Here is a 24,295-nt window from a genome sequence, read left to right as displayed (position 1 = left end):
ACGGGTTAGAAAAAAGCAAAAAAGCAGTGGCACTTTCAGCAGGCGATCGTAAGATATTTTCATATAGTGATCAACCCATAGGCGCTTAATGAAGAATCCAGGTTTAATTAAAGCAAATATCTTTCGCATCCCTGAAAAGGTCGAGTTAGCAGCCATCTCAACTGCGGGTCACTATATTCTGGCGGCGCATTTAGTTGTGACTCTGACCAAGCTTGATAGTTCTGGAAATGTGGAACCCGGTCTGGCTATTAAGTGGAGTCACACTGAAGATTATAAGCAGTGGCATTTATGGCTGAAGCAAGAAAGTTTTTCAAACGGCGCTGCGATTAAACCATCAGACGTGGTCGCATCCATCCAACGACAGACTGAATTAAAAACGGGCGTACATTTTCCTTTTGCAGAAATTGAAAAGGTCTATGTTGATGGTGAAGATTCCGTAGTCTTCCACTTAAAAAATTCCCGTACCGGATTTTTATATGACCTATCCAAACCTGAATTTGGTGTTTTACATGAATCGGATGTGATCTCAAAAAAGGGTGAGTCTAAATTTTCTGTCTCATCAGGACCATATTTTTTAGACAGAAAAGATAACAATACCTACTTCCTTAAAAGAAACCTGTTTTATAAATCTAATGTAGAGAATGAACATGACCTTATTTTGGAAGGATCAATCGACGAACTTTCATTGAAGAATCTTTTAAATGGATCTATTGATTTTTTAGCGACCCAACAAAACCTGTCCTTAGAAGCTCATCAGCAGATCGAAAGTAATGATTCGCTTTTGGCGGCGAAGCCGCAAATTTCCTTTAGTTATTGGCTTTCGATAAATCCCAATAGCGATTACTTTCAGAATCTACAAAACCGTGCGAAATTTCAGGTAATAACAAAAAGTTTTACCAGTGCCGAATTGAATGGTCATATTTGGGAAAAGGCGGATCAGCTTTATCATCCTATTGGTGACGGCAGACCTACTATTGAAGATTTGAAAAGCATATGGTTCACAATTTTAGCTAATGCCTCAAAATCTACAGGTATTGAGAAAAGAAAACTTAAAATTGTTCCTTTAAAGATATCAAATTCATTAATTGTAGATTTTCTGAAATATTTGAATGGCTTTTATCAAGTGGAAATTGTTTCTTATGAAACGGAAGAACAACTGATTGAAATACTTCAATGTAATAAATTTGACATCAAGATATCCTCAAATGATTTTTCTTCAAACGACCTTTCAGGAAGTTTAATAACCACTTTCAATACCAGCAGGCCGTATATCTTCTTAGATTCTAAAAGCCGCATTAACGATCTAATGCATGAAGCGGCGTCATCAACAGATACGAAATTAAAATCGAATATCTTTAAAACAATTGGCATAAACTTACTTGAAGAAGGCTTAATCGCCCCCCTCGCCTACCAAACAGTTTGGTTTTATCATAAAAAAACTTTAGATATTTCTCAATGGTCGAAAGTATTCCCGGAAATTTCATTCTGGAAGGCAATAATAAATGATTAGGCTTACTTACACATGAAAGCAAACTACACCTTTACTTCGAATGAAAATACTATCAACTTAAATGACTTTCAGCCCCGTAAAGATGAAGTTTTAACTTCTTTCATAAACCAACATTCCAACAAAAAAATATTCTATCTGCAAAAGTTCAAAGAAGGCTTCATGCATGGTTCCCTGTTTTCATATATCCTTTATTCTCCAGCAATAAATTTTTTCTTAGACGAATCAGCAAGTCTTTCTGAAAATGTTACCCTTGAAAATGGGCAACCTAAAGATATAGAAAAAATTAAAAATCTTCTAATCAAACACAATACTGACAACATTATTTTTCAGCCGGAAGCCTTGGTAAATTTTGAAAAATATACCGCTGAAATCACAAAAAATGGCTTTAGCTTCCAGGTTTACATTCAGGATAACCTTATTGCTCATGCATCAGTTGCTAAAATAAAGGACACTATTTTTTGGAATCAGGAGATTTATGTACTTTTAAGATTTATTGTCGATGAAAAACATAGGAAAGAAGGAATTCAAAATTTCCTAATGAACAAAATTAAGGAACAAATTCCACCCAATTCACCTTTGTGCCTTCAGGTCTTTCCCAATAATAGTTCCGCGTTGAAGTATTTCTTAAGAAACATGAACGTACAAATAGCTTTTGAAAAGTGGATGGTGAACTAACTTTCTAACTCGATCATTTCAAAAGGCAGTGAAAATAACCCCATTTGATGATCGGGAATCACTTTTATCCGTGGGGACCAAAACGCGGCGTTTTTACCACGAGCGAAAAGAGGAATGAAGACCTTTTCTTCTAAAATTATTTTTTGAATTTCAGCAGATATAAGTACATGTCTTTCAGTATCTGACGCTTTTAAAAGATCATCTAAAAGTCCGTCAATTTTTCTATTGTTTACGAAGAACCTATTTGCTTCAAAACCAGAACGAAAATAAGAAAGCATACCGTAAGCATCAGGATAATCGATAACCTTAGGAACAAGTCTAATATCGAAATCTTCGTTTTGTGATAGCTGAATAAGGTCCCTAATTTCTTTTTCCTCAAGAATTAGATTTATTTGCTGTTCGTCTAAAAGCTTTTTACAAACTGGGGCCAGGACCTGGGAATAGAGGGAATCCTTGGTGCAAAGTATCTTGTATGTTCCGGGCACATTGTTTTTTGAAGTTTCAGCAGGGAAATACAATGGCTTTTGAAGTGCGCCCTCAACCACAGGAGGCACCACCCCATAGGCACTAAGCAAGTTGTGTTCACTTAAATTTACCAGTTTGCCGTAGAAATATTCAAAAATAATACTTCGATGTAGAAAGGGGATTCTGCTGGGATTCATCGATAGGCCAAAAATATTAGCACTTCCGGTTCCCTTGTCCTTCCATCCGGCCTGTTTGAATTCTTCTAAAAGTTGTGAATCCAAGAAAGATTCATCAACCCTGTCGACATTTCTCGAAATGCTATCGAATGAATGACCCACGTCTTCATTTTTTAGAAAGACGATTTTTTGAGGAGCATTAGATAACGCTACTGCTTGAACTCGTTGAAGTACAACTTCGCATTCATTGAAAGACTGCAGTTGGTATGGCCCTGAGAATACATTTGGAATAAGATTTAGATTCTCATCCAATTTTAGGATGCTTGCATCGACAGTGGCGATCTGCTTAAAAAATAAACTGCATGGGTGACGCAACTTAAAAAGTACTGAATTCGTAGAGTGAGCTTTAATTTGCAAAACAGAGAGATCATTTTCTTCAGCACCCACAATATAGCTAAGATCAGCAGCTATGGTAGTTTTATCCTTAAAGATACGTTGAAAGCTTTTTACAACATCATCGGCCGTTATTGAGGTTCCATCACTGAATTTACGTTTTTCATCTAATAAAAAAAGAATTTCAGTGCCGTTCTTCGATGTTTTAAAATCTTTTGCTATGTCGAATGTGGCATCTGATGAAGAAGAAAATCTTAATAAACTTCGATGAAGCTGAAGGTTTGCGATCATCGAATATGTATCAGACATGTTATGTGGGTCAAAGTTCGAAGGTAAGCCTTTCAAGGGAATTCGTAATACAGACATCACTTCTAACCTCGGCTTACTTACAATTTTAATCTAATATTACCCAACTACCCTGGCCGTTTTGAATACGAAACACTTTCACAGTTTCTTCAAACCACGACCCCAAGTTCACCGATCTTACCGGGCGGCCATTCACGTTCACCACATGGTCATCAAAAACATGCATGTGACCTGAAATAATATAATCAAAAGGTGCTTGCTTATAAGCGACCTCGATGTGATCGCGAATCATCGTGATCAAAAAGTCTTCATTTTTTACGCGGTAATGGGCGCTGATAGAGCGACTTTTTTTACTAGCCTTTTCCCCGATATAGTTCCAAAAGCGTCCAGGTAGATGGATCGCTAATTGTTTTACCAAAGGATTACGCACGAACGCACGATAGCGTTTATAAGCGATATCATTCTGATTGATCTTATCACCATGTTCGCAACGAACTGTGATGCCATCAAATTTAAAGTATTGAGCTTCGACAAACACATCAATCCCCAACTTCTTTTGAAAGAAGTTTTCGATGTGCATATCATGGTTGCCTTCAATGAAAGTGATCGAGGCGCCGGCAGTTTTTAAATCTTTAAGTGCGCCGACCAGGTCTTTAAACTTTTCGGCGAAATAGTCATGACCGCCAACCCATAAATCAAAGATGTCACCCAGTAAAAACAGGTGAACCTGTTTAGGATTTTGCGCCAGCAAAGAACGCAAAAAGCGCAACAGGATTTTCCCATTGCGCTCTTCTGCGTCTTTTAAGTGAATGTCCGATAAAAACCAGGCTTCCACTATTCTTTATTCAATTCAAAACCTTGTTTCTTGCGGATGAAAGCAGGAACTTCTAGGTTTTGGCTAGAAAATGGAGAGCTCAATACTTCGCGAGCCATGCGGCGCGCTTCTTCTAAAGATTGTTGCTCATGATCCACGTTCATCGACAACTGTTCAGGGTTGGTATGACGTGCTTTAAGATCTTGGCTTTCTTTAAAAGCGCGAGCTTTGGCTAGCAACATATCGCGAGGAGAAACTGCCGTTTCAACTTGTGGTTGAATCGGAGTTGCCATCTCTTGAACCGGCATTTGAGCTATCGTGTTCTGAGCAGCTTGTTGTGCCACTTGTGGAGTCACTGGAGCTACTGGAGGAACTACAACAGTCTCAGTTACGGTTGCCGAGAGACCCTCCTGTTGTTGAGGTTGCGTAAAATTCATCACTTGCGACTGAACCGCAGCGATCGGTGGAAGTTCCATTGCAGGAACTGCCATTTGTTGCTGAGGCATTTGTGGCATAGTTGGCATTACCGGCATTTGCGGGAACTGAGGCATTTGCGGCATGCTTGGCATTTGTGGCATTTGCGGCATATGCATAGAATTCATGTTCATTGAATTCATATTCATGTTGTTCATGTTTTGCATTTGACCAAAGTGAGCCGCATTTTGTTGGTTCAAGAAATTTTGCATTTGGTTAACTTGAGCCATGTCGTTCACAAGTTTCACATCGTGAGAATCAAAACCTGTCGCGATAACAGTTACGCGCACTTCATCACCCATTGATTCATCGATAACCGCACCGAAGATGATTTCTGCGTCTTCGTGAGCAGCTTCAGTGATCAATGTAGAAGCTTCGTTCACTTCGTATAAAGAAAGGTCCGTACCACCAGTTACGTTGATGATAATGCCAGTCGCGCCATCGATTTTTACATTCTCTAATAAAGGAGAAGAAATCGCTGCCGTCGCTGCTTCAACCGCACGGTTGTCACCTTTAGCGGCACCTGTACCCATGATCGCGATGCCTTTAGAAGACATAACAGTACGGATATCTGCGAAGTCCAAGTTGATCAAACCACGGATATTAATTAGGTCAGAGATACCTTTAACCGCTTGAAGAAGAACTTCGTCCGCTTTTTTAAAAGTCTCAAGAAGTGGAGTTCTTTCAGCTGCGATAGAAAGAAGTTTTTGGTTAGGAATAACGATAAGAGTATCTACGTTTTCCTTAAGGTCTTGCAAACCGCCTTCAGCGTGTTTACCGCGTTTTTTACCTTCAAACAGGAAGGGCTTAGTGACAACACCGATTGTTAATGCGCCAAGTTCGCGCGCAATCTTCGCAACAATCGGAGCGCCACCTGTACCAGTTCCGCCACCCATACCCGCAGTGACGAACACCATGTCCGCGCCTTCCAATTTCTCAACAATCTCATTATATGATTCAATCGCAGCTCTGCGACCCACATCCGGGTTTGCACCTGCGCCAAGACCTTTAGTCAAATCAATGCCCAATTGAATTTTGTTAGGGGCCTTGCTTGCATTCAAAGCTTGAATATCTGTATTGGCAACGATGAACTCTACGCCCGTCATTTCAGATTCGATCATTGTGGAAACAGCGTTGCTACCGCCACCACCTACGCCTACGACTTTAATGTTTGCACCGATATTGATATTTTCTTCTAACTCAAACATATTTCTCTCCCCCAAAAAAAGTTTGTGCGCCATTTTGCATTACAGCGGCGCTCGCGTAATAAATTTAAAAAATCTGTCCAAAAAAATCTTTGATCTTCTTAGTGATGCCATCAAGCGATTCGCCAATGTTCACTTCTTGCTGGTTGCCTTGATGCAAATCTTTTCTTTGCCCCAATGCATGTAACAAGAGACCGACCGCTGCAGAGAATTCTCCAGACTTCACTACATCAGTCAGGCCACCAATTTCACGAGGCGCACCTCTGCGAACTGGAATATCAAAAATAAACTCACCCATTTCGACAAGACCATCCAGCTGGCTTGCACCACCTGTAAGAACGATGCCTGAGCCAAGCATTGGCATAAGACCGCTCATGCGAAGATCATTAGCCACCAAGTTCATAGTCTCCTCGGCACGGGCTTCAATCACATCCGCAAGATCTTTACGTGGAATCACGCGCGCCTTACGTCCGCCCACGCCTTCGACTTCGATTGTTTCGTTTTCATTCACCATAGAAGCCATGGCACAACCATGCTTCTTTTTTAGATCCTCAGCTGCGAACTGCGGAGTACGAAGACCCACAGCCACATCATGAGTAAAGTGTTGGCCACCCACTGGAATTGTTGAAGAGTGCGCCACACTGCCATTCACGAAATAAAGAGCGTTACAAGCGCCGCCACCCATGTCGACAACACTCACGCCCAGATTTTTTTCGTCATTAGAAATAACCGCTGTTGCAGAAGCCAGTTGGTTAAGAACCAAGCCCGCTACTTTCAAGCCTGCTTTTTCTACGCATTTAACTGAATTGTTGATAGCACTTTGGCTGCCAGTCACGATGTGCACATTCGCCTCTAAACGAATGCCTGACATTCCGATTGGATCGGTGATGCCGTCTTGACCATCGACTTTGAATTCTCTTGGAAGAACGTGCAGAACTGTACGATCCGCAGGAACAGCGACAGCTTTAGCTGCTTCAATCACGCGCTCAATTTCTGAAGCTGTGACTTCGCGATTTTTAATTGCAACCATGCCTTTGGAATCAAATGAAGAGATATGTGTACCAGCAACTCCAACCCATACTTCAGAGATGGAATAGCCTGACATTAATTCTGCTTCTTCTTTAGCTTTTTTGATGGATTCAGTTGTGGCTTCAATATTAACGACAACACCTTGGCGAATGCCGGTGTTTGGAGCTGTGCCTACTCCTGCCACTTCTAATTTACCGTCGGGATTGACTGTTCCGATTACGAACGAAACTTTAGTGGAACCAATGTCCAATCCAGCCAATACCGGTACTTTCGGTCTGTTTGATGTACTCATCCTTAAGTCCTCGCGGATGCCTGTAAGGTAAGTGAAAAAGCATCATCCGACTGCGTTGTCGGCGGGTCTCCTCGCTCCGATGTGGCGCTGCCACACCTCCGCTGCGGGGACTCACCTCCGCCTTGCGGCTGATACTTTTTGACTTACCTTTAGTAAGTTGAGGACCTCTTAAAATCATTTTAAGAGCTATCAAAGGCGGCTCGACCCGACTTTGATCTGTCCTCCAGACTTAAGCTTAGGGATCCTTACGCAACCTGACAAGGACTTTCTTTGACAGATTCGCGTCTATGACGCGCGCGTCAAATTGGCGGGAATCAAGATAGTCGACAACTTGTGAAACTCGTGCAGCCTTTAGTGCCACTTGATCTTCACCCATTTTCACTTGAATGCCTGACTTAATCAGAGTCATCCAAAAACCTTCTTTGTTGTCGTGACGAATTTCAGAAATTGTTTTTTTACTGAACGATCCTTCAGCAGGAATTTGTTCAATCACATCCACAGCTTTTTTTCTAAGCGCGGATTTTTTAACGAAAGTTTCTCCTTCAAGCAAAGCAACATCTGGAGCTTGTTTTGCATCAACAGGATTTAAAAAGCTTCCGTCTTTTATAATAGGAACAAGTTTTCCAGTCTTTGTTAGAAACAGAAGTTTTACCTCGTGAGGGCGCAAGCGCACTTGCAGCGTTGAAGGCCAACTGCGTTTGATATTTAAACCGTCCACCCAGTTATTCGCTGAGATTTCTCGAGAGATTTTTTTAAGTTTAATGTTCCACAAAGATAGACCTTTGTATTTTTTTAAACCTTCTTCAACTTCATCCACCTTCGGCTTTAAGAATTGCTCTTGGCCTGGCGTGGGATTTTCTAAAACCACTTCGATCTTAGAGATATTAAAGAAACCATTTTTATTTAAATAGTAAAGAGTGCCAGCAAGGGTCCCAGGTAAAATGATAAATCCAAAGATGAGTTGTAAAACGAGCTTCTTCATCCGCGCAAATCCTTTGCTGTCGTCACTTTGAGATTAGCAATAAGGACCAAAAGAGAGTACGACTTTTCAACAACCCGACCTAGGCATAGGCCGTTCGGCCATTTTCGGAGTTATCTGGCATAGAAAGTGATGAATGCCTCCTCGGAGACATTTTAAACGAATGAGTTACTTCGGAGCGGCTGAAGTGCCGCCCACAATTGTTACTCGTCTAAAAACTATACAGGAGCGTCCTATGAAAAAAACGATCTTAATGTTAGCAACAACCCTGCTAACGGCGAATGCATTTGCTACCAGCTATCATTTCAAAAAAATTACTTATAAAGGAACCACTCAAAAAGGCGCTGAGTGTTCAGTGGTGTTTGACCTTGCAAACAACAACATTAGCTTTTCATTTGAACGCGACGGTTTTGGTTTCTCAGTAGATCCATTGGATATCCAAGATGCTTTTGCTCAGAATGTAAGCCCTATCGTTCTTAAAGGCAGCGATGGCCACGTGAGCGCTCGCCTTTCTATAACCCGCGAAGAAGGTAAGACGGTTCGCGCTTCCTACACTTCTAAGGCTTTCTTAAACACTAAGAGAGTTCTTTGCTCTAACTTAGTAAAAGTAGTGGAATAATAAAAAAGGGGAATCAGTTCGATTCCCCTTTCCTCAAAGGCTTTTTTTAAAAAATCTCATAGTAGTACGCCTTGCCTATTACAAAACATTCATCAACAAGATTCTGTATACAAACTAAGATCAATTTTACCGTTAGTTAACCAATACCTGGAGTACGTATGTGCAGAGCTGGTTTGGTTGGAATCGTTTTTGTTCTGTTTTTGTCAATAGCAGGCGCCTCGCCAAGTTTTTTAACTTATCAAGGTCGCATCTTGAAATCTGATGGTACCCCTTTGGAATATGCTTCCACTCAGTTTCGATTTTCAATCAAGGATGCAACTGGAAAGATCATTTACGAAGAGCTTTCTGCCACTGTTGATCTTACTGGATCAAATGGAATCTTCGATGTCTCAATTGGCTCAGGAACAGTCCAATACCCCATTGCTGCCGACACGACGGCTCTTTATGCTGGCGGATTTAAACTTGCGGATGCTTTTAATAACAGCCGATCTTTTTATTGCAAAGGCCAGGCTAGTGCTACTTGTTATCAGCCTACTTCCGGTGAAAAACGTTTTTTAAAGGTTCAATTCTTTGATGGTAATTCTTGGAATACAATTTCTCCTGACATGGAAATTCGTTCGGTCCCTTTTGCTGCGTATTCTTCCACTTCAGAAAAACTGGGCTCTTATTCGCCGGCCGATTTCTTTTTAAAAAATGGAATGGCTGCGTGTAATGCCAATGATTTTATAACCTATGATGGAACAAACCTGTCGTGCGCTACCCCAGCTGGCGGCGGCGGAGCTGTCACTGGCGTGAATGCCCCGTTAGCAATTTCGTCAGGCACATTATCGATACCAGCAGCTACAAATGCACAGAATGGTTACTTAACAAGCACTGACTGGACAACATTCAACAACAAACAAAGTACTGCCTTAAGTTCGGCGAATATTTACGTCGGTAATTCTTCTAACGTCGCTACGGCTCGCGCTGTTTCAGGCGATCTTAGCGTGACTGATTTAGGGGCTTTCAAAGTTTTAAAAATTCAAGGACAGGCTGTTAATTCAGCAACCCCGTCTTCGGGTCATGTTTTAAAATTCAGTACTGAATGGACACCAGGGTATTTCAACATTGCAGACCTAAAAACCTCAAGCGGTGCCCAGCAATTTACGGGATCTGCTTGTGCTGCCAACACAACTCTAGTCTACACTTCAATCACCGATACTTATGCCTGCGCTAGTGTCGCCATCAGTGATTCACAAGTTACCAACTCTGTATCAAGAACAGCCAATACATTTCTTGCTGCACCGAATGGAAGCAACGGTGCTGCCTCTTATAGAACCATCGCCTCTGCCGATATCAGTCCCGTGGCCTTCATTAACGGTGGTCAAACGGACTTCGGCGCTACTGCCAAATTGGGAAACAACACCGCAAACGGAGTGCTCTATTTAAGAGCGAACAATCAAGATAGCGCATTACTTGAAGGTGATGGCGATTTCTTTGTTAGAGGCGACATGTTCGCTGACGGTGGAGAATTTATTTTAAGAAACTCTGCCGGGACCTTTGGGATGGCAGATTTTTACACTTACTTTTCTTCGGGTGGATCATCCACGCAAGGTTCTGAAGACACGGCCATCGGTTTTTCATCAAAAAGAAATGGGGCATGGAAGGATTTACTTTATTTAAATCCCTATAACGGACTTGCGATATTTGAATTAGATTTATTTGTTAGCAGAACCAATCGCCCTTATCCCGCGTTTTTCTCTAACTATAATCAAGCTGGAGACAGCAGCAACCAGGGCACCTATGTAAATATCAATCACTATCGTGGAACCTATACAAGCGGAGGAGCGACTCTTAGCATGGCCACCTATGGGGGCACTGATACTGCAAAAACCGTGGTGGGAGGAAACAACCCTATTGGAACGATTTCCTTTAACACGGCAAACTCATCAGGTAATAACTATGAAGGTGCAAAGGCCATGGGTTGGACCGATGCCAGCTTCGACGGAAATGCAAACAAAGGTGTTGGCTTTAGAATTGTGGGATCATCTACGGCAGGTACGCAATTTACAATTATCGATGCAAAAGCGGACGGTTCTACCACCTTCGGAAACACCAATGCGACTTACATGAGTGGAACAGCTACTGTCGCCCGCTTCTATAATTCAGGGGCCCAATCCTGCACGGTTGTTCCGAACAATGGTGGCTTTGCATGTTCTTCAGACGGGCGCTTAAAAAGAAATATTGCAGCCATCAGCGGACCTGAAGCTTTGGGTGTCATTGAAAAATTAAATGCAAAAACTTATGAGTGGATCAACGGTGATGGTTCTCGCCACACAGGATACATCGCTCAGGAAGTTGAAAAAATTCTGCCGGAAGCTGTTCACGAAGATGAACAGACCCAATATAAACAAGTTGGTTACTTTTCGTTTATTCCATTGATAACGGAATCTATAAAAGAAATTTGGAAGTCATTAAAACATCAAAACGCGGAAGTCGCGATTATGAAAAAAGAAATCGCAGCGCTTAAAAAACAAAATCAGGACTTAACCGATAAACAAAGAACCCTCACTGAATATCTATGCAAACAGGATCGGTCGGCACCATTCTGCCAATAAAAAAAGGGACGTTACCGTCCCTTTTTCATTTTCGCTCTTATTTTTGACTAAAGATGATTCAAAACATCCAATCCTAGTTTCCAGCCATCCCCGGCCCCCAGGGTCACAAACACGTCGCCTTCTTTTAAAATGCCCAAAACTTTTTGCGTCGCTTTATCGTCGCGTAAGAAATACTGTGCATGTTCATGCTTCATTTCTTGCGCAAGCTTTTCGCTGTTCACACCTGGAATTGGCGCTTCACCCGCTGGATAAATATCAGTTAGTAAAACTTCGTCCGCTTCCATAAATGCCGTCGTAAAGTCATGCCAGCAATGTTGCGTTCTTGTGTAACGATGTGGCTGGAAGAATACAACCAAACGTTGATCCGGATATTTTTCACGGAAGGCTTGCAAGACGGCACGCACTTCCGTCGGATGATGTCCGTAATCGTCGTAAACTTTAATGCCGCGTTTTTCACCTTTAAAGTGGAAGCGACGGTCAACACCTTCAAATCTTTGTAAGCCCTTAGCACAAGTCGCAAACGGAATACCCGCTGCCATACCCGCGCAGATCGCAGCCACTGCATTTAAAGCATTATGACGACCTGGAACATTTAATTTAAATTCACCCACCAGGTGCTTTGTTCCTAATAGCAGGTCATTGCGATGCAATTTATATTGGCCGTTTTCGCCACTTAAAATCAGATCGTTTTTTTCACCAAAGCCATAGAACAAGATGTGCTTTTGGAAATTATCAAAGATAGAGCGGATAATGGGATCATCACCACATGCTATTACTTTGCCATAGAACGGGACTTTCAAAGCAAAGTCATAGAAGTTCTTTTGCAAGTTTTCAAAAGTTTTAAAGTGATCCAAGTGATCAGAATCGATATTCGTGATGATCGCGATTTCAGGAGAAAGCTTATGGAAGCTTCCATCTGATTCATCTGCTTCAGCCACCAACCAATCACCATTACCCAGCATCGCTGTTGATTTGATCAATTCAAAGCGACCACCCACCACGATTGTAGGGCTAAGGTTCGCTTCTAAGAAGATCGCTGACGTCATTGAAGTCGTCGTCGTTTTACCGTGGGTTCCCGCTACAGCGATACCGCGTTTTAAACGCATGATTTCAGCTAAAGCTTCCGCGCGAGGAATCAATGGAATTTGGTGAGCGCGAGCCTCTGAAATTTCTGGATTCCCGTATTGAATGGCGCTGGAATAAACGACAACGTCAGCGTCCCCTACATTGGAAGCAGCGTGCCCTTTAAAAACCTTGATGCCCATTTCTTTAAGACGTTCCGTATTGGCATTATCGGCAATGTCACTGCCGGTAACTTTAGCTCCGATATTATGCAATAACTCTGCAAGTCCGCACATACCGATTCCGCCGACACCTACAAAATGAAATTTGGCGTGCTGAAGCTTCATTGCAAGATTTCCTTTGCGATTGTAGTCGCTGCTTGAGGAATATAAAACTTTTTAATATTTTGCGCCATTTGCTCGCGCAATGCTTGATCATGGCGCAACACTTGAATCTCAGAAATCAACCTATCTGGAGTCAAATCTTTCTGCAAGATCATACGCCCCGCATTTTTAGCGACAAGACTTTCAGCATTTTTTTGCTGATGATCGTCGGCTGCTGGCAAAGGTACGATAATAGGGATAATTCCGAATGCGGCCGCCTCTGCAATGGTGCTTGCGCCACCACGGCTAACAATGATGTCAGCCCATCCATAATATTTGGGCATATCAAAAATAAATTCATGGGGATGAACTTCGCAAGGGGCGTTGTCATATTTTTTTGATACCGTGGCGAAGTCCCATTGTCCTAACTGATGAACAACAGAGAGATCTTGAGTCCACTCTCCGCCCCTTAAGATGGCGTCGCTAAGACAATAATTGATAACTCGTGAACCTTGGCTGCCACCGAAAGACAACAAATGGAATTTTGAATCGCGGGTTTCATCGCGTTGGCCATTTTCTATTTCTTCACGAACCGGCATTCCGGTTTGCAAAATGTCGTCGCTTTTTAAATAGTTTTTTGCTTCGTTAAAAACGACGAAACATTTATCAACAAATCTTGATAACAGGCGATTGGCCATTCCTGGCATTGCATTGGGTTCCCAGATTGCAGTATTAAAACCAATCATGCTGGCAGCTAACACAAATGGACCCGACGCATAACCGCCAACACCAATAACATACAAAGGCTTTAACTGACCTAATAAGCGAATCGATTGCCAAAAACCCCAAGGAATTTTCAAAAGGGTTTTTAGCTTTTGCCAAGGACTGCGAACATTCAACTTACCAGATTCAATCAAATGCAAAGGGAAACCTTCGCGAGGAATGATCTTGGTTTCTAAACCTTGCGAAGTGCCGACGAAATGAATTTCGACACTGGGATCTAATTTTTGAATAGCCCGGGCAATTGCGATCCCAGGATAAATATGACCGCCGGTACCACCCCCTGCGATCACGATAGTTTTTTTACTCATGAATAATCACTTTCGCTGCAAATCAAATCGCGAACCAAAACGGCGAGAAAACTTATCTTCTTCAAACGAATTTTCGATATTGAGAATCAAACCGAACATAAAGCACAAAGAAACTAAAGAGCTTCCGCCGTAACTTAAAAACGGCATCGTCAAACCTTTAGTAGGAAGCAAGCCCATCACCACGCCCGCATTGATAAAGACACTTAGCCCAAAAGTCACTGACAAACCTAAAGCCAACGCTCTTTTGAATGTTTCTTCTGCTTTCACGGCAATCTGAATTCCACGGAAAACCACAAATCCATACAATGCTAAAATCAAAACGAAACCGACAAAACCCATTTCTTCACCCAAAACGGCCATAGTGAAATCGGTGTGGGCTTCTGGTAAGAAGAAAAGCTTTCCTTGCCCTTGCCCTAAGCCGACTCCCGTTAAACCGCCTGAATGGAAACTCAACATACTTTGAATGACTTGGAAGCCTTTTGAAGCAGGGTCCGCCCAAGGATCAAGAAAGGCAAGAACGCGGGCACGGCGGTAAGGAACTGACATAACTAAGAAGTAAAAAGCGGGAATCATGACGGCCATAGAAGCGATGATGTACTTCCACTGTAAACCAAAGGCAAAAAGCAAAGTCACAGCGACCATCAGAATGATCGCGAAGGTTCCGAAGTCAGGTTGCTTTAACAACAACCCTAAAGGAGCCAAAACAAACAAGGCCAGCCAGTGCCATTTAATACGGGAAAGATAGTTTTGTTTTCTTACCAAGAGACTTGCGAACAAAAGCGTAAAAGAAATCTTTAATAGCTCCCCTGGTTCCATGCGGAAACCCAAAGGCAATTGAATCCAACGGATCGCTCCACCCACCTTCACCCCGATACCAGGAATGAGGGTCGCGGCAACCGCAAGGCTTGATACGAACCACATCAACCAGCCATATTTTTCGATATAGCGAAAAGGAATATGAATCGTCCCGACTAAAACTGCGAAGGCAAGAAGTGCAAAAAATAGCTGCTTTTTAAAAAAGAAAAGTCCGTCACCATAGGATTCGATCGCGAAAATGAAACTGGACGAATAAACTTGAACCAAACCAATTCCAAGAAGAGCGATGATGGCAAGAAACAGGCTGCTAGACAAATATCTCAACATAAAAAAGGACTCCTAGATCAAAGTTAATCAGAAGTCCTTTTTATCGTCTATGACTCTCAAAGAGGCCCAAGAAAAGCTAGACCGCGCAGTGCAGTCTAATTAGTAACGACTAATCAGCAATAATTTCGTCGTCGTTGTCTTGAGTGGATGGCTTTTTAGAAGAAGTCGGCGCTGCTGCCGGAGTAGAGTTCGCAGCTTTTTTACCAACAGTTGAACAGCAGTAAATCACGCCCGCTTGATCAGAAGAATTTTTGTAGTTAGTGATAGAGAAATTTTTTGCAGAGTCACAACGACGAGCCATTTGCATGCTTAGTTCAACGTCAACGTCAGGATGAAGATCGCCACTTACGAATTCACAGAACATACCTGTGCTAGCTGCCATTTTTTCACGTTGTTCTTGGCGGGCTTTGAAAGTGCCTGAAGCACAACCTGATAACAACAAAGCAGATGAAGTAGCGAGAATAAATAGACGTTGAGAAAACACGGGCCCTCCTGGCTAAAAAAAGGGGCCTACCTCGGCCCCTTTAATATTTAAATAGAATGTCGGAAGAAAATTAATTGCTAACTTAATTAGCTCACTAATTTAGCCCTCGGGCCGGAATCAATGAAACTTTCTCACGATCTCTTTAAAATAATCTCCGCGCTCTTCGAAACTGTCAAACATGTCGAAGCTTGAACAGCCTGGAGAAAGCAGAACTGTGTCACCAATCCTAGACTTTTGGTAAGCAATAAGAACGGCTTCTTCAAAAGTACCGATTAGGAACGTTTCAGAGAAGTCCCCAAGGTCACGGTTGATTCTTTCCTTCGCTTCACCGACCAGGATCAAAGTCTTGACCTTACGCTTAACTGCCGTGCGCAGAGGCTCGTAATTCAAATTGGTATCTTTACCACCGGCGATCAAGATCACGTTTTCATCGAAAGTGTCTAAAGCGCGAAGTACAGCGTGTACGTTAGTTGCTTTCGAATCGTTGTAGAACAAAACCCCGCCCACTTTACGAACGTATTCAATACGGTGAGGAAGACCATTGAAAGTATTAATAACTTTTTGCACGGCTTCGCGAGTCGCACCGTGTTCGCGCGATGCTAGAATCGCCGCCATGATATTTTCAACAGAATGTTTGCCGCGCATTTTCATCGTTTTGATTGAAAAGCTTTCGATCTCTGGACCCGTACGAACACGGATTTCATCGCCGATGTTCACTGCTCCACCGATGTTCATGATTTGTGGTTCCAAAGCGGGCTTGCGAGAGAAGTAAAAGATTCTTCCGCGTTGAACCGCTGGATCACGTGCTAATTCAACAACCGCGTTGTCGTCCGCATTCAAGATGCTTGTTGTCGCTTGGTTGGTATTTTTGAAGATACGGCGTTTTGCGTTTACGTATTCTTCCATGGAACGATAACGATCCAAGTGATTTTCAGCCAAGTTCGTGAACACGATGTTCATTGGTGTGAAAGTGTCACAGTGTTCAAGCATGAAGCTTGAAACTTCAGCGATGACCACTTGAGCTTTTTCTTCAGAGCGCAAGTAATCGACAAGTGGCTTTTCATTCGCGCCACCAACCCAAGTTTTTACACCAGATTCTTTCAAGATTGCTTCAGTGATTCTTGCTACTGTCGTTTTACCGTTGGTACCAGTAAGGCCGATGATCGGCTCTTTAATGAAGCCTGCAGAAAATTCAAACTCACCTGTGATTTTGATCCCTTGCGAACGGGCATAATCAAAGATCTTTAGATTGCTTGGAACGCCTGGAGACAACACCACCAAATCCTGAGCGATGAAAGTCTTCGGGCTGTGACCACCTAATTCAAACTTGATAGGAAGATCACCCAACTGTTCAAGCTGAGTTGAAAGTTCAGGCTTTGATTTGTGATCCGTCACCGTTACTTGGGCACCATGCTTAGTCAGGAAGTGCGCCAAAGACGCTCCTGTTTTACCCAAACCTACTACTAGGATTCTTTTATCTTTTAATTCACTAAACTCTTTATACATTTCCTACCTCAATTTCAGGGACGCAAGACTTAAAACTGCAAGCAAAATAGAAATAATCCAGAAACGAACAATAATCTTCGTTTCGGTTAAACCACCTAATTCAAAGTGATGGTGGATCGGCGCCATTTTAAATACGCGCTTACCAGTCATCTTAAACGAAATCACTTGAGTGATTACTGAAAGAGCTTCAACAACGAACACCCCGCCAAGAACAACCATCAACAATTCACTTTGAGTGATCACGGCCATAGAACCTAGGAAGCCACCCAAAGAAAGTGATCCCACGTCGCCCATGAAGACCTGCGCGGGATAGGCGTTAAACCACAAAAACCCCATGCCTGCAGCAACAATCGTCGCAGCCACCGGAGTTAATTCACCAGCGCCAATCACATGGGGGATTTGCAAGTAAGCTGCGATCGAAAAGTGTCCACTAACATAGGCAAACAAACCCAATGTCGCCGCTGAAATCATCACAGGCACAATCGCCAAGCCATCAAGACCATCCGTCAAGTTCACGGCATTGGCTGTTCCTACGATCACTAACGAAGCAAATGGAATATACATATATCCCAGGTCCAAACCTGCAGATTTGATAAATGGAACAGTCACGATCGTGTTTAAACCATAAAAATGAACCAGGGCTGCGACCACACCCCCGCTAATCAAGAACTCGCCAGCAAGACGGATTTTTCCAGACAGACCTTTAGAGTTTTTCTTACTTACTTTAAGCCAATCATCCATGTAACCGATCAGACCAAAACCCCAAGTAATGATAAGCACCGCCCACACCAATGGATTTGCCATATCAACCCACAACAAACACGGAATCAGAGTTGAAAGTAGAATCAACCCACCACCCATTGTAGGTGTGCCCGCTTTTTTCTTATGTGTTTGAGGACCATCGTCACGAATGGCTTGGCCAAAATGTTTTTTCTGCAGGCGTTTGATAAAGTAAGGCCCCCACATCCAGCACAACAAAAAGGCAGTGAAAAAAGAAATGAAAGTTCTAACGGTAATATATCTAAAGACATTCAATGGAGAAAACTGGTCGGCCATTGAATAGAGCCATTGGTAAAGCATGCTGCGTTCATCCCCTCTAGATGCAAAATTTAAATTTCTGTGGAACTTTAAGGGTTTAGCACAGGCACCTAGACGAAAGCAAGAAAAGATTTATAAGTATATGATTTAACTGAATTTTTACCAATCCAGTGTAGCCCAGCAACCTTCACCACTTTCACAGTCACCAATGCTAAAATTTTAATTGGCGGACTCTATCATCGCCGACTTGTCCGCCGAAGCTTTAGCGAAGGCGGAAGCTTCAGCGAAGGAGGATTGTGTGAGAATCGCATTAAAAGACCACATGAGCAGAAAGCTTATCACAATCAATCAAGGAGCCACAGTTGCTGAGGCTTATCGACTGATGTCGAACTTTTGGATTCGTCATCTTCCCGTGATGGATGAAAAAGAAGAATTCATCGTCGGAATGCTTTCTGACCGAGATCTTTTACGTGCAACCAACACTAACACGCCTGTTGAAAAAGTAATGACCACACCCATTCGCACTTTCAGCGAAGATACGCCTATTAAGGCTGTGGTTGAAGCGATGATTGAAGAAAAGATCTCTGCTTATCTGATTACTAAAGACGATGAGGTCATTGGTATTGCAACCACTGAAGATATGATGGTCTTGCTAGATCAAATGCTGAAACGGGATGATGCGGGACACGGTTGGGTATTAAATGAAATACTTATCAACCCTGCCCTGCAAAGAACTGCCTACATACTAGGTCAGGCGGGAATATAAATTATTTCTCGCCAAAATCCAAAGGCTCACAAGGATAAACGAAGCGTTCAAGCTTGGTTCCTCGGGATGCTTTAACGACGGCAATGTCGCCTTCGCGCAAAAGTTCCGCAAGATCTTTACCTGAAGATTCCTGGAAATCTTTTTCTACCGAAGCTGGTTTACTAAAGCCTGATTTAGAAAGACCATTTTTGAAGGCAGAAAAATCATCTCCGATAAAATAAACTTTATCGAAACCGGCAGAACCAACCCAAGTCCCTAGTTCTTCATGTAAAGCCGCTGACTCGTTACCAAGCTCACGCATTTGCCCGAAGACACCCACTTTTTTACCTGGCACTGACAACAGCTTCATATTATCGATCAACGCCTTCATGCTGTCTGGGTTTGCGTTATAGGCATCAAAGATCATTTGCGCTCCGGACTTTAAATGCACTAACTGGTTACGACCCCAATTTGTTTTGCATTGTGGAAGACCGTTCCAAATCTGTTCTGGGGTTAACCCAGCGGCTAAAGCAACGGAAGCAGCTGCCATTAAGTTTGTGAGGTTTTGCGCACCGAAGACTTGTACTCTCGCTGCGCCCTCTTTGCCTTTAATTTTTCCTTTGATCGTCAGTTCCGTCATGCTCATCGAAGAAATCACAAAGTGCACGTCAGCCCTTGGATCTTCAGAAGAAAAAGTGATCAGCTTTTCTTTTGGATATTTCTCTGAAGCTTTCACAAACATATTGTGAGTTTGGGCATTGTCTAAATTGTAAACTCTTAAAGTGTTCGTGCTAGCTGCTTCGTAGATTTCCTCTTTGGCCTCAGCTACTTTTTCGATGGAGCCAAAAAATTCCATGTGGGCTCTTCCCACCATGGTGCACACTACAACGTCAGGCTCTGCAATTTTAACAAGCTCGGTGATTTCGCCTGCGTGATTCATACCCATTTCAACAATGGCTACGTCTTTGGTTGGTGGCAATTGCAGTAGTGTGAAGGGAACTCCCCAATGGTTATTAAAGCTTCCCTTGTTATAGTGAACGTCTTTAACTGTGCCGATCAATGCGGCAGAGAATTCTTTGGTCGTGGTTTTTCCATTCGAACCTGTAATACCGATTACTGTGGCTTTGGCTTCACGGCGCGCGTAGGTGCCAAGTCTTTGCAACGCTTTTAAAGTGTCAGGCACTTTTAAGATAGTGACTTGGCCTTTAAGTTTATTGGTCTGTTCGTTTTCTTCATGAACCAACAAAGCTGCGGCACCTTGCTGAACGGCTTTATCCAGAAACTTGTGGGCATCAAAAGCTTCACCTTTTAGCGCAATAAAAAGCTGGCCTTTTAAGTCCACGCGAGTGTCAGTGCCGATGCCGGCAAAGTTTTTTTCTTTCAGGCTGACTGATTGCGCACCGGTGACTTTGATGATGGTTTGCACGTCCATGGCTCTCATTTAGATTCTCCCGTTTAACGCCTCTTGCGCCACCTTCACATCACTGAAGGGGAATTTTTCTTTACCGATAATTTGATAATCTTCATGGCCCTTGCCTGCGATCAAAATCACATCGCCTGAAGCCGCTTTTTTTACGGTTTCAAAGATCGCGTCTTTACGATCAATAATCACCGTTGTTTTTTCTGAATCATTTGCTGATAAACCCGTCACAACATCGTTGATGATGGTTTTAGGGTCTTCTGTTCGCGGATTATCTGAAGTAACAACAACATGATCAGAAAATTTTAATGCCATTTGCGCCATCAACGGGCGCTTTCCTTTGTCGCGATCTCCACCGCAGCCAAAGATAGTCCAAATACGCGCGTGCGAGTTCAAATTTTCGCGAACTTGCGTTAACGCCGTCAGCACATTTTCTAATGCATCCGGCGAGTGAGCATAATCGACAAAGATCGAAAGATCTTTCGAATTAGGCACCGACTGCAATCGCCCCGGCACGCCTGTGAAACTATTTAATGCCTTGATACATACTTCTAGTGGAACGCCAGCAGATAAACCCGCTCCCAGTGCTGCCATTGCATTCATCACATTGTGATTGCCTGACATTGGCAGTTCAACTTCACCTTCGCCCTTTGGCGTGATGACTTTAAATCGGGTCAGCGCAAAATCCATTCTTAAAATTTCAAAGCGAAGATCTGAATCATCCGTTCCATAGGTCCACAACGTCGCAGGGTCTGCAACCTTTAAGCGGCGGCCGTATTTATCGGCGATATTGACGATGGCAAAAGTCGATGGTTTTGAAGTTTTCCAAAGCAAGTCTGTGAAAAGCTTTTGCTTGGCTTCAAAATAGTTTTCCATGGTTTGGTGATAATCCAAATGATCACGGGTCAAATTCGTAAAGATCACCGTGTTAAATGGAACACTGTGCACGCGTTTTTGGTCAAGAGCGTGAGAAGATACTTCCATCGCGACGGCTTTAGCTCCGGAATCACGGAATTCGCGCAATCTTTTTTGTAGGAAAATAGGATCCGGCGTCGTCATATCTGACGGCCATACTTTGTCTAAAAGGTGATGGTTCACGGTGCCGATGACTCCAGTGGGGATGTTTCCGGCATTTAAAATAGCTTCGGTCATATAGGTGACTGAAGTTTTTCCGTTGGTTCCCGTCACCCCCACGCAGAATAATTCTTCACCTGGATCGTTTTGAATTCGGCTTGATAAAAGATCTAAAGCTTCGCGGGTGTTTTCAGTTTTTACAACCAGGCCTTGGAAGGTTGCAGGAACTAAACTTGTGTCTTCAACCACTAATACGGCAGCCCCCTTGTTCGCGGCATCGCCAAGAAAGGAGTGGCCATCGTGCTGGCTTCCGCGAATCGCAACGAACACAGAATCTTGCGTTACTTTTCTGCCGTCGTTGAATAAGCCAGAAACTTCCAGCTCTGAAGAAAGAGCCGCATCCGGAACACCAGGAATGACTGAAAAAAGATCTTTTAATTTCATTGTATTTCGCCCTAGACCTGCATTTAAGAGTAGCGTATGACGAAGTTATGAGACAACTCGGAAAAATACATTGCCAAGAAATAAATAAGGACGATAACGCACCTTGGGTTATCTTTTTTCACGGATTCGGCGCTGATGCGAATGATCTTTTTTCGCTAGCCGAAATGATCCCTCAAAAAAAGACCTTCAATTGGCTTTTCCCCAACGGAATTTTAGAAGTTCCCATTGGCCCTGCGTGGATGGGACGAGCTTGGTGGACCATCGATATGATGGAAATTCAACGAGCCGCAGAACGTGGCGAGCATCGTGACTTTAGCAATGACACTCCAAAGGGAATGTCAAAAGCCTTTGACATGGCTTCAGAAATGCTAAAACAAATGAAGATCCCATGGAGCAAAGTGGTTCTTGGTGGTTTCAGCCAAGGCGCGATGTTAGCAACAGAAATTTATCTTAGAGCCCCTGAGAATCCAGCGGGTTTAATTATTATGTCAGGAACCTTAGTTCACCAGGAAGAATGGAAAAAACTAATCCCTGCCCGCGCGGGTCAAAAGTTTTTCCAAAGCCATGGTGAGGGTGATCCAATCTTGGGCTTTAAACAAGCGCAGAAACTTGAAACCCTTCTTACCCAAAACGGCATGAAGGGATCATTAAGTGGTTTCCGCGGTGGTCACGAAATCCCGCCAGGAGTCATCACAAAGATCGGTGAATACTTAAACAGCTTGGAAATTTAGTTCGACATGAAAAGTTCGGAGATAACTTCTTTTCCGAACTTTTCTAGTTTGTGATCGCCAACACCGTGGACAGCTCTCATATCATTCAGATCTTTTGGATTTTTAATAGCCAGATGTTTCAGCGTTTGATCACTAAACACAACGAAGGCCGGCGCATCTAATTCCTTAGCTTTTTCTTTACGCCATTTCTTCAATAATTCAAAACGCGCTTCTTGCTTGGCATCCATAACCAAATCTGCCTCTGTGGCTTTTTGTTTTTTGGATTTCTTTAGCGTCGTTTTTATTTTATCCAGGGTCTGATCAAACATCATCGCAGGTATTGCAGGCTTCACGACCTTGCGATGGGACTTTGGATCGCAGTTATCGCAATGACCACAACGTTCAATACGTTGGGAGTCTTTGTAATAAGTTAAAATCTCTGCATGACGGCATTCGCTGCCTTCAGAATAATTCACTAAGGCTTCTAGATTGCGCCAACGGGCACTTTTAATTTCTTCTGGTGCTTCAGAGCTATGGATAAAGTAAGACTGCAAACCTTTATCTTTTTTCGAATAAAGCGTCAGACAAGTTGAATTTGCACTGTCACGTCCAGCACGCCCCATTTCTTGGTAAAGGGCATCGATGTTGGCTGTAATTTGATAGTGCACCACTAAACGCACATCGGGCTGATCGATTCCCATGCCAAAGGCATTGGTAGCGACTAAGATTCTTAAATCACCCTTCGTATAAGCGTCTTGGGTTTGCGCACGGACTTCTGGCGAAAGACCGGCATGATAAAAACCAACTTGTTTAAATTTTTTCTGCAAAAGTTCCGCAGTCGATTCGGTCACACGCCGAGTTCCGCAATAGATGATGATACGACCTTCTGGAGTTTGTTTAAGGCTTTGTAAAAGGAATTCTAATTTGGCTTCTTCGTTTTCACAAAGTTCTACTTGGTAATAAAGGTTTGAGCGATAAAACCCATGGACCATGCGTTCAGGTGTCTGAAGCTTTAGATGCTTAGAAATATCGTCAAGTACTGTGGGTGTTGCCGAAGCTGTCAGCGCAAGAATCGGAACTTCAGGACAAAGTTTCTTTAAAACATTGAGCTGGGCATATTCTTCACGGAAGTCATGACCCCATTGCGAAACACAGTGCGCTTCATCCACTGCGAAAAGAGCAATTGGGCGCTGCTGAATCCATTTCTGGAAACCTTCTTTTTGCGCCCGTTCTGGTGAAAGATATAAAATGAAGGGTCCGCCTTTATTCAGCTCTGCAAAAACTTCTCTTTTTTCATCATCTGACTGGCCGGAATGCAAACATCCCGATGGAATACCTAATCTTTTAAGGGCTGTGGTTTGATCTTTCATCAAGGCAATCAGCGGAGAAATAACGATCACTAACTGTTGAAAGTGCACGGCCGGATATTGATAGCAAAGCGACTTTCCACCACCCGTGGGAAGCACTGCTAGTACATCCTTTTTTTGCAGAACGGCTTCAATAATTTCTTTTTGACCACGGCGAAACTGGGGCAGATTAAAATATTTATTTAAAATTCCTGCATCCGCAGATGAAGAACCGTGCACAAAAGAATTGGATTGCATGGTTGACACTTTCACTTAGAACACCCCTTGCGGCAACTTGAAACGCGTCGCCTCACAAAGCGCGCTAGCAAAGGAATGCCCATACTAAGGCCAGGGAATGCTTGACTCGCGGGGTTT

Annotated in this window: 20 protein-coding genes; 6 read left to right on the top strand and 14 right to left on the bottom strand. The window is 43.0% G+C overall.

The window, feature by feature from the left end; genetic code table 11:
• The first annotated feature begins 88 nt into the window (after positions 1-88).
• Both MNR06_RS15215 and MNR06_RS15210 read left to right on the top strand, forming a co-directional pair.
• A complete protein-coding gene (locus MNR06_RS15215) occupies positions 89-1,510 on the top strand; it encodes an ABC transporter substrate-binding protein (protein WP_243537296.1) in 1,422 nt (473 codons plus the stop codon).
• Positions 1,511-1,522: 12 nt separating this feature from the next.
• Positions 1,523-2,185, top strand: a complete 663-nt coding sequence (locus tag MNR06_RS15210) for a GNAT family N-acetyltransferase (protein WP_243537295.1) — start codon at positions 1,523-1,525, stop codon at positions 2,183-2,185.
• Here the strand turns inward: MNR06_RS15210 and MNR06_RS15205 are convergent.
• From MNR06_RS15205 to MNR06_RS15185, 5 genes are all read right to left on the bottom strand, one after another.
• Positions 2,182-3,585 carry an ABC transporter substrate-binding protein gene (locus MNR06_RS15205; protein ID WP_243537293.1) on the bottom strand — a complete coding sequence of 468 codons (1,404 nt, stop codon included), beginning with the start codon at positions 3,583-3,585 and terminating at the stop codon, positions 2,182-2,184. The genes MNR06_RS15210 and MNR06_RS15205 overlap by 4 nt on opposite strands.
• Positions 3,586-3,613: 28 nt before the next feature.
• The gene (locus tag MNR06_RS15200; protein ID WP_243537291.1) at positions 3,614-4,360 is read right to left on the bottom strand and encodes a UDP-2,3-diacylglucosamine diphosphatase; all 747 of its coding nucleotides are present in this window, start codon (positions 4,358-4,360) and stop codon (positions 3,614-3,616) included.
• Positions 4,360-6,021 (bottom strand): cell division protein FtsZ, encoded by a 1,662-nt coding sequence (gene ftsZ, locus MNR06_RS15195; protein WP_243537289.1) that lies wholly within the window; start codon positions 6,019-6,021, stop codon positions 4,360-4,362. The genes MNR06_RS15200 and ftsZ overlap by 1 nt, the downstream gene beginning before the upstream one ends.
• A 64-nt stretch (positions 6,022-6,085) precedes the next feature.
• Entirely contained in the window at positions 6,086-7,339 is a 1,254-nt protein-coding gene (ftsA, locus tag MNR06_RS15190; RefSeq protein WP_243537286.1) for a cell division protein FtsA, read from the bottom strand.
• 235 nt (positions 7,340-7,574) lie between these two features.
• Positions 7,575-8,321 carry a cell division protein FtsQ/DivIB gene (locus MNR06_RS15185; RefSeq protein WP_243537284.1) on the bottom strand — a complete coding sequence of 249 codons (747 nt, stop codon included), beginning with the start codon at positions 8,319-8,321 and terminating at the stop codon, positions 7,575-7,577.
• A gap of 232 nt (positions 8,322-8,553) precedes the next feature.
• On the opposite strand from MNR06_RS15185, the gene MNR06_RS15180 reads away from it, so the two are divergent.
• Both MNR06_RS15180 and MNR06_RS15175 read left to right on the top strand, forming a co-directional pair.
• Positions 8,554-8,937, top strand: a complete 384-nt coding sequence (locus MNR06_RS15180) for a hypothetical protein (RefSeq protein WP_243537282.1) — start codon at positions 8,554-8,556, stop codon at positions 8,935-8,937.
• Between the two features lie 158 nt (positions 8,938-9,095).
• Positions 9,096-11,534, top strand: a complete 2,439-nt coding sequence (locus tag MNR06_RS15175; protein ID WP_243537280.1) for a tail fiber domain-containing protein — start codon at positions 9,096-9,098, stop codon at positions 11,532-11,534.
• Between the two features lie 47 nt (positions 11,535-11,581).
• On the opposite strand, the gene murC is transcribed toward MNR06_RS15175, so the two are convergent.
• From murC to mraY, 6 genes are all read right to left on the bottom strand, one after another.
• On the bottom strand, positions 11,582-12,943 hold the full coding sequence (murC, locus tag MNR06_RS15170) for a UDP-N-acetylmuramate--L-alanine ligase (RefSeq protein WP_243537278.1): 1,362 nt from the start codon (positions 12,941-12,943) through the stop codon (positions 11,582-11,584).
• Positions 12,940-14,010: an undecaprenyldiphospho-muramoylpentapeptide beta-N-acetylglucosaminyltransferase gene (gene murG / locus MNR06_RS15165; protein ID WP_243537277.1), complete on the bottom strand. Its 1,071-nt coding sequence runs from the start codon at positions 14,008-14,010 to the stop codon at positions 12,940-12,942. Before murG ends, murC begins: the two co-directional genes overlap by 4 nt.
• A 6-nt stretch (positions 14,011-14,016) precedes the next feature.
• Positions 14,017-15,153 (bottom strand): putative lipid II flippase FtsW, encoded by a 1,137-nt coding sequence (gene ftsW, locus MNR06_RS15160; RefSeq protein WP_243537275.1) that lies wholly within the window; start codon positions 15,151-15,153, stop codon positions 14,017-14,019.
• 109 nt (positions 15,154-15,262) lie between these two features.
• Complete coding sequence (locus tag MNR06_RS15155) at positions 15,263-15,637, bottom strand: hypothetical protein (protein ID WP_243537273.1); 375 nt, start codon at positions 15,635-15,637, stop codon at positions 15,263-15,265.
• Positions 15,638-15,754: 117 nt separating this feature from the next.
• Positions 15,755-17,143 (bottom strand): UDP-N-acetylmuramoyl-L-alanine--D-glutamate ligase, encoded by a 1,389-nt coding sequence (gene murD / locus MNR06_RS15150; RefSeq protein ID WP_243537271.1) that lies wholly within the window; start codon positions 17,141-17,143, stop codon positions 15,755-15,757.
• Between the two features lie 3 nt (positions 17,144-17,146).
• Complete coding sequence (gene mraY, locus MNR06_RS15145) at positions 17,147-18,223, bottom strand: phospho-N-acetylmuramoyl-pentapeptide-transferase (protein ID WP_243537270.1); 1,077 nt, start codon at positions 18,221-18,223, stop codon at positions 17,147-17,149.
• A 256-nt stretch (positions 18,224-18,479) separates the two neighbouring features.
• Here mraY and MNR06_RS15140 point away from each other — a divergent pair, with 256 nt between their 5' ends.
• Positions 18,480-18,947: a CBS domain-containing protein gene (locus tag MNR06_RS15140; protein ID WP_243537269.1), complete on the top strand. Its 468-nt coding sequence runs from the start codon at positions 18,480-18,482 to the stop codon at positions 18,945-18,947.
• A 1-nt stretch (position 18,948) separates the two neighbouring features.
• On the opposite strand, the gene MNR06_RS15135 is transcribed toward MNR06_RS15140, so the two are convergent.
• Both MNR06_RS15135 and MNR06_RS15130 read right to left on the bottom strand, forming a co-directional pair.
• A complete protein-coding gene (locus tag MNR06_RS15135) occupies positions 18,949-20,367 on the bottom strand; it encodes a UDP-N-acetylmuramoyl-tripeptide--D-alanyl-D-alanine ligase (RefSeq protein WP_243537268.1) in 1,419 nt (472 codons plus the stop codon).
• Complete coding sequence (locus MNR06_RS15130) at positions 20,368-21,864, bottom strand: UDP-N-acetylmuramoyl-L-alanyl-D-glutamate--2,6-diaminopimelate ligase (protein ID WP_243537267.1); 1,497 nt, start codon at positions 21,862-21,864, stop codon at positions 20,368-20,370. It abuts the gene before it with no gap.
• Between the two features lie 47 nt (positions 21,865-21,911).
• On the opposite strand from MNR06_RS15130, the gene MNR06_RS15125 reads away from it, so the two are divergent.
• Positions 21,912-22,595 (top strand): alpha/beta hydrolase, encoded by a 684-nt coding sequence (locus tag MNR06_RS15125; protein ID WP_243537266.1) that lies wholly within the window; start codon positions 21,912-21,914, stop codon positions 22,593-22,595.
• Here the strand turns inward: MNR06_RS15125 and MNR06_RS15120 are convergent.
• Positions 22,592-24,193, bottom strand: a complete 1,602-nt coding sequence (locus MNR06_RS15120; RefSeq protein WP_243537265.1) for a RecQ family ATP-dependent DNA helicase — start codon at positions 24,191-24,193, stop codon at positions 22,592-22,594. The genes MNR06_RS15125 and MNR06_RS15120 overlap by 4 nt on opposite strands.
• Between the last annotated feature and the right edge of the window lie 102 nt (positions 24,194-24,295).

It is taken from the genome of Bdellovibrio reynosensis (assembly GCF_022814725.1).
GTDB lineage: Bacteria > Bdellovibrionota > Bdellovibrionia > Bdellovibrionales > Bdellovibrionaceae > Bdellovibrio > Bdellovibrio reynosensis.
The sequence above is the reverse complement of the archived record's forward strand: the minus strand, read 5'-3'. Positions and strand labels throughout refer to the sequence as shown.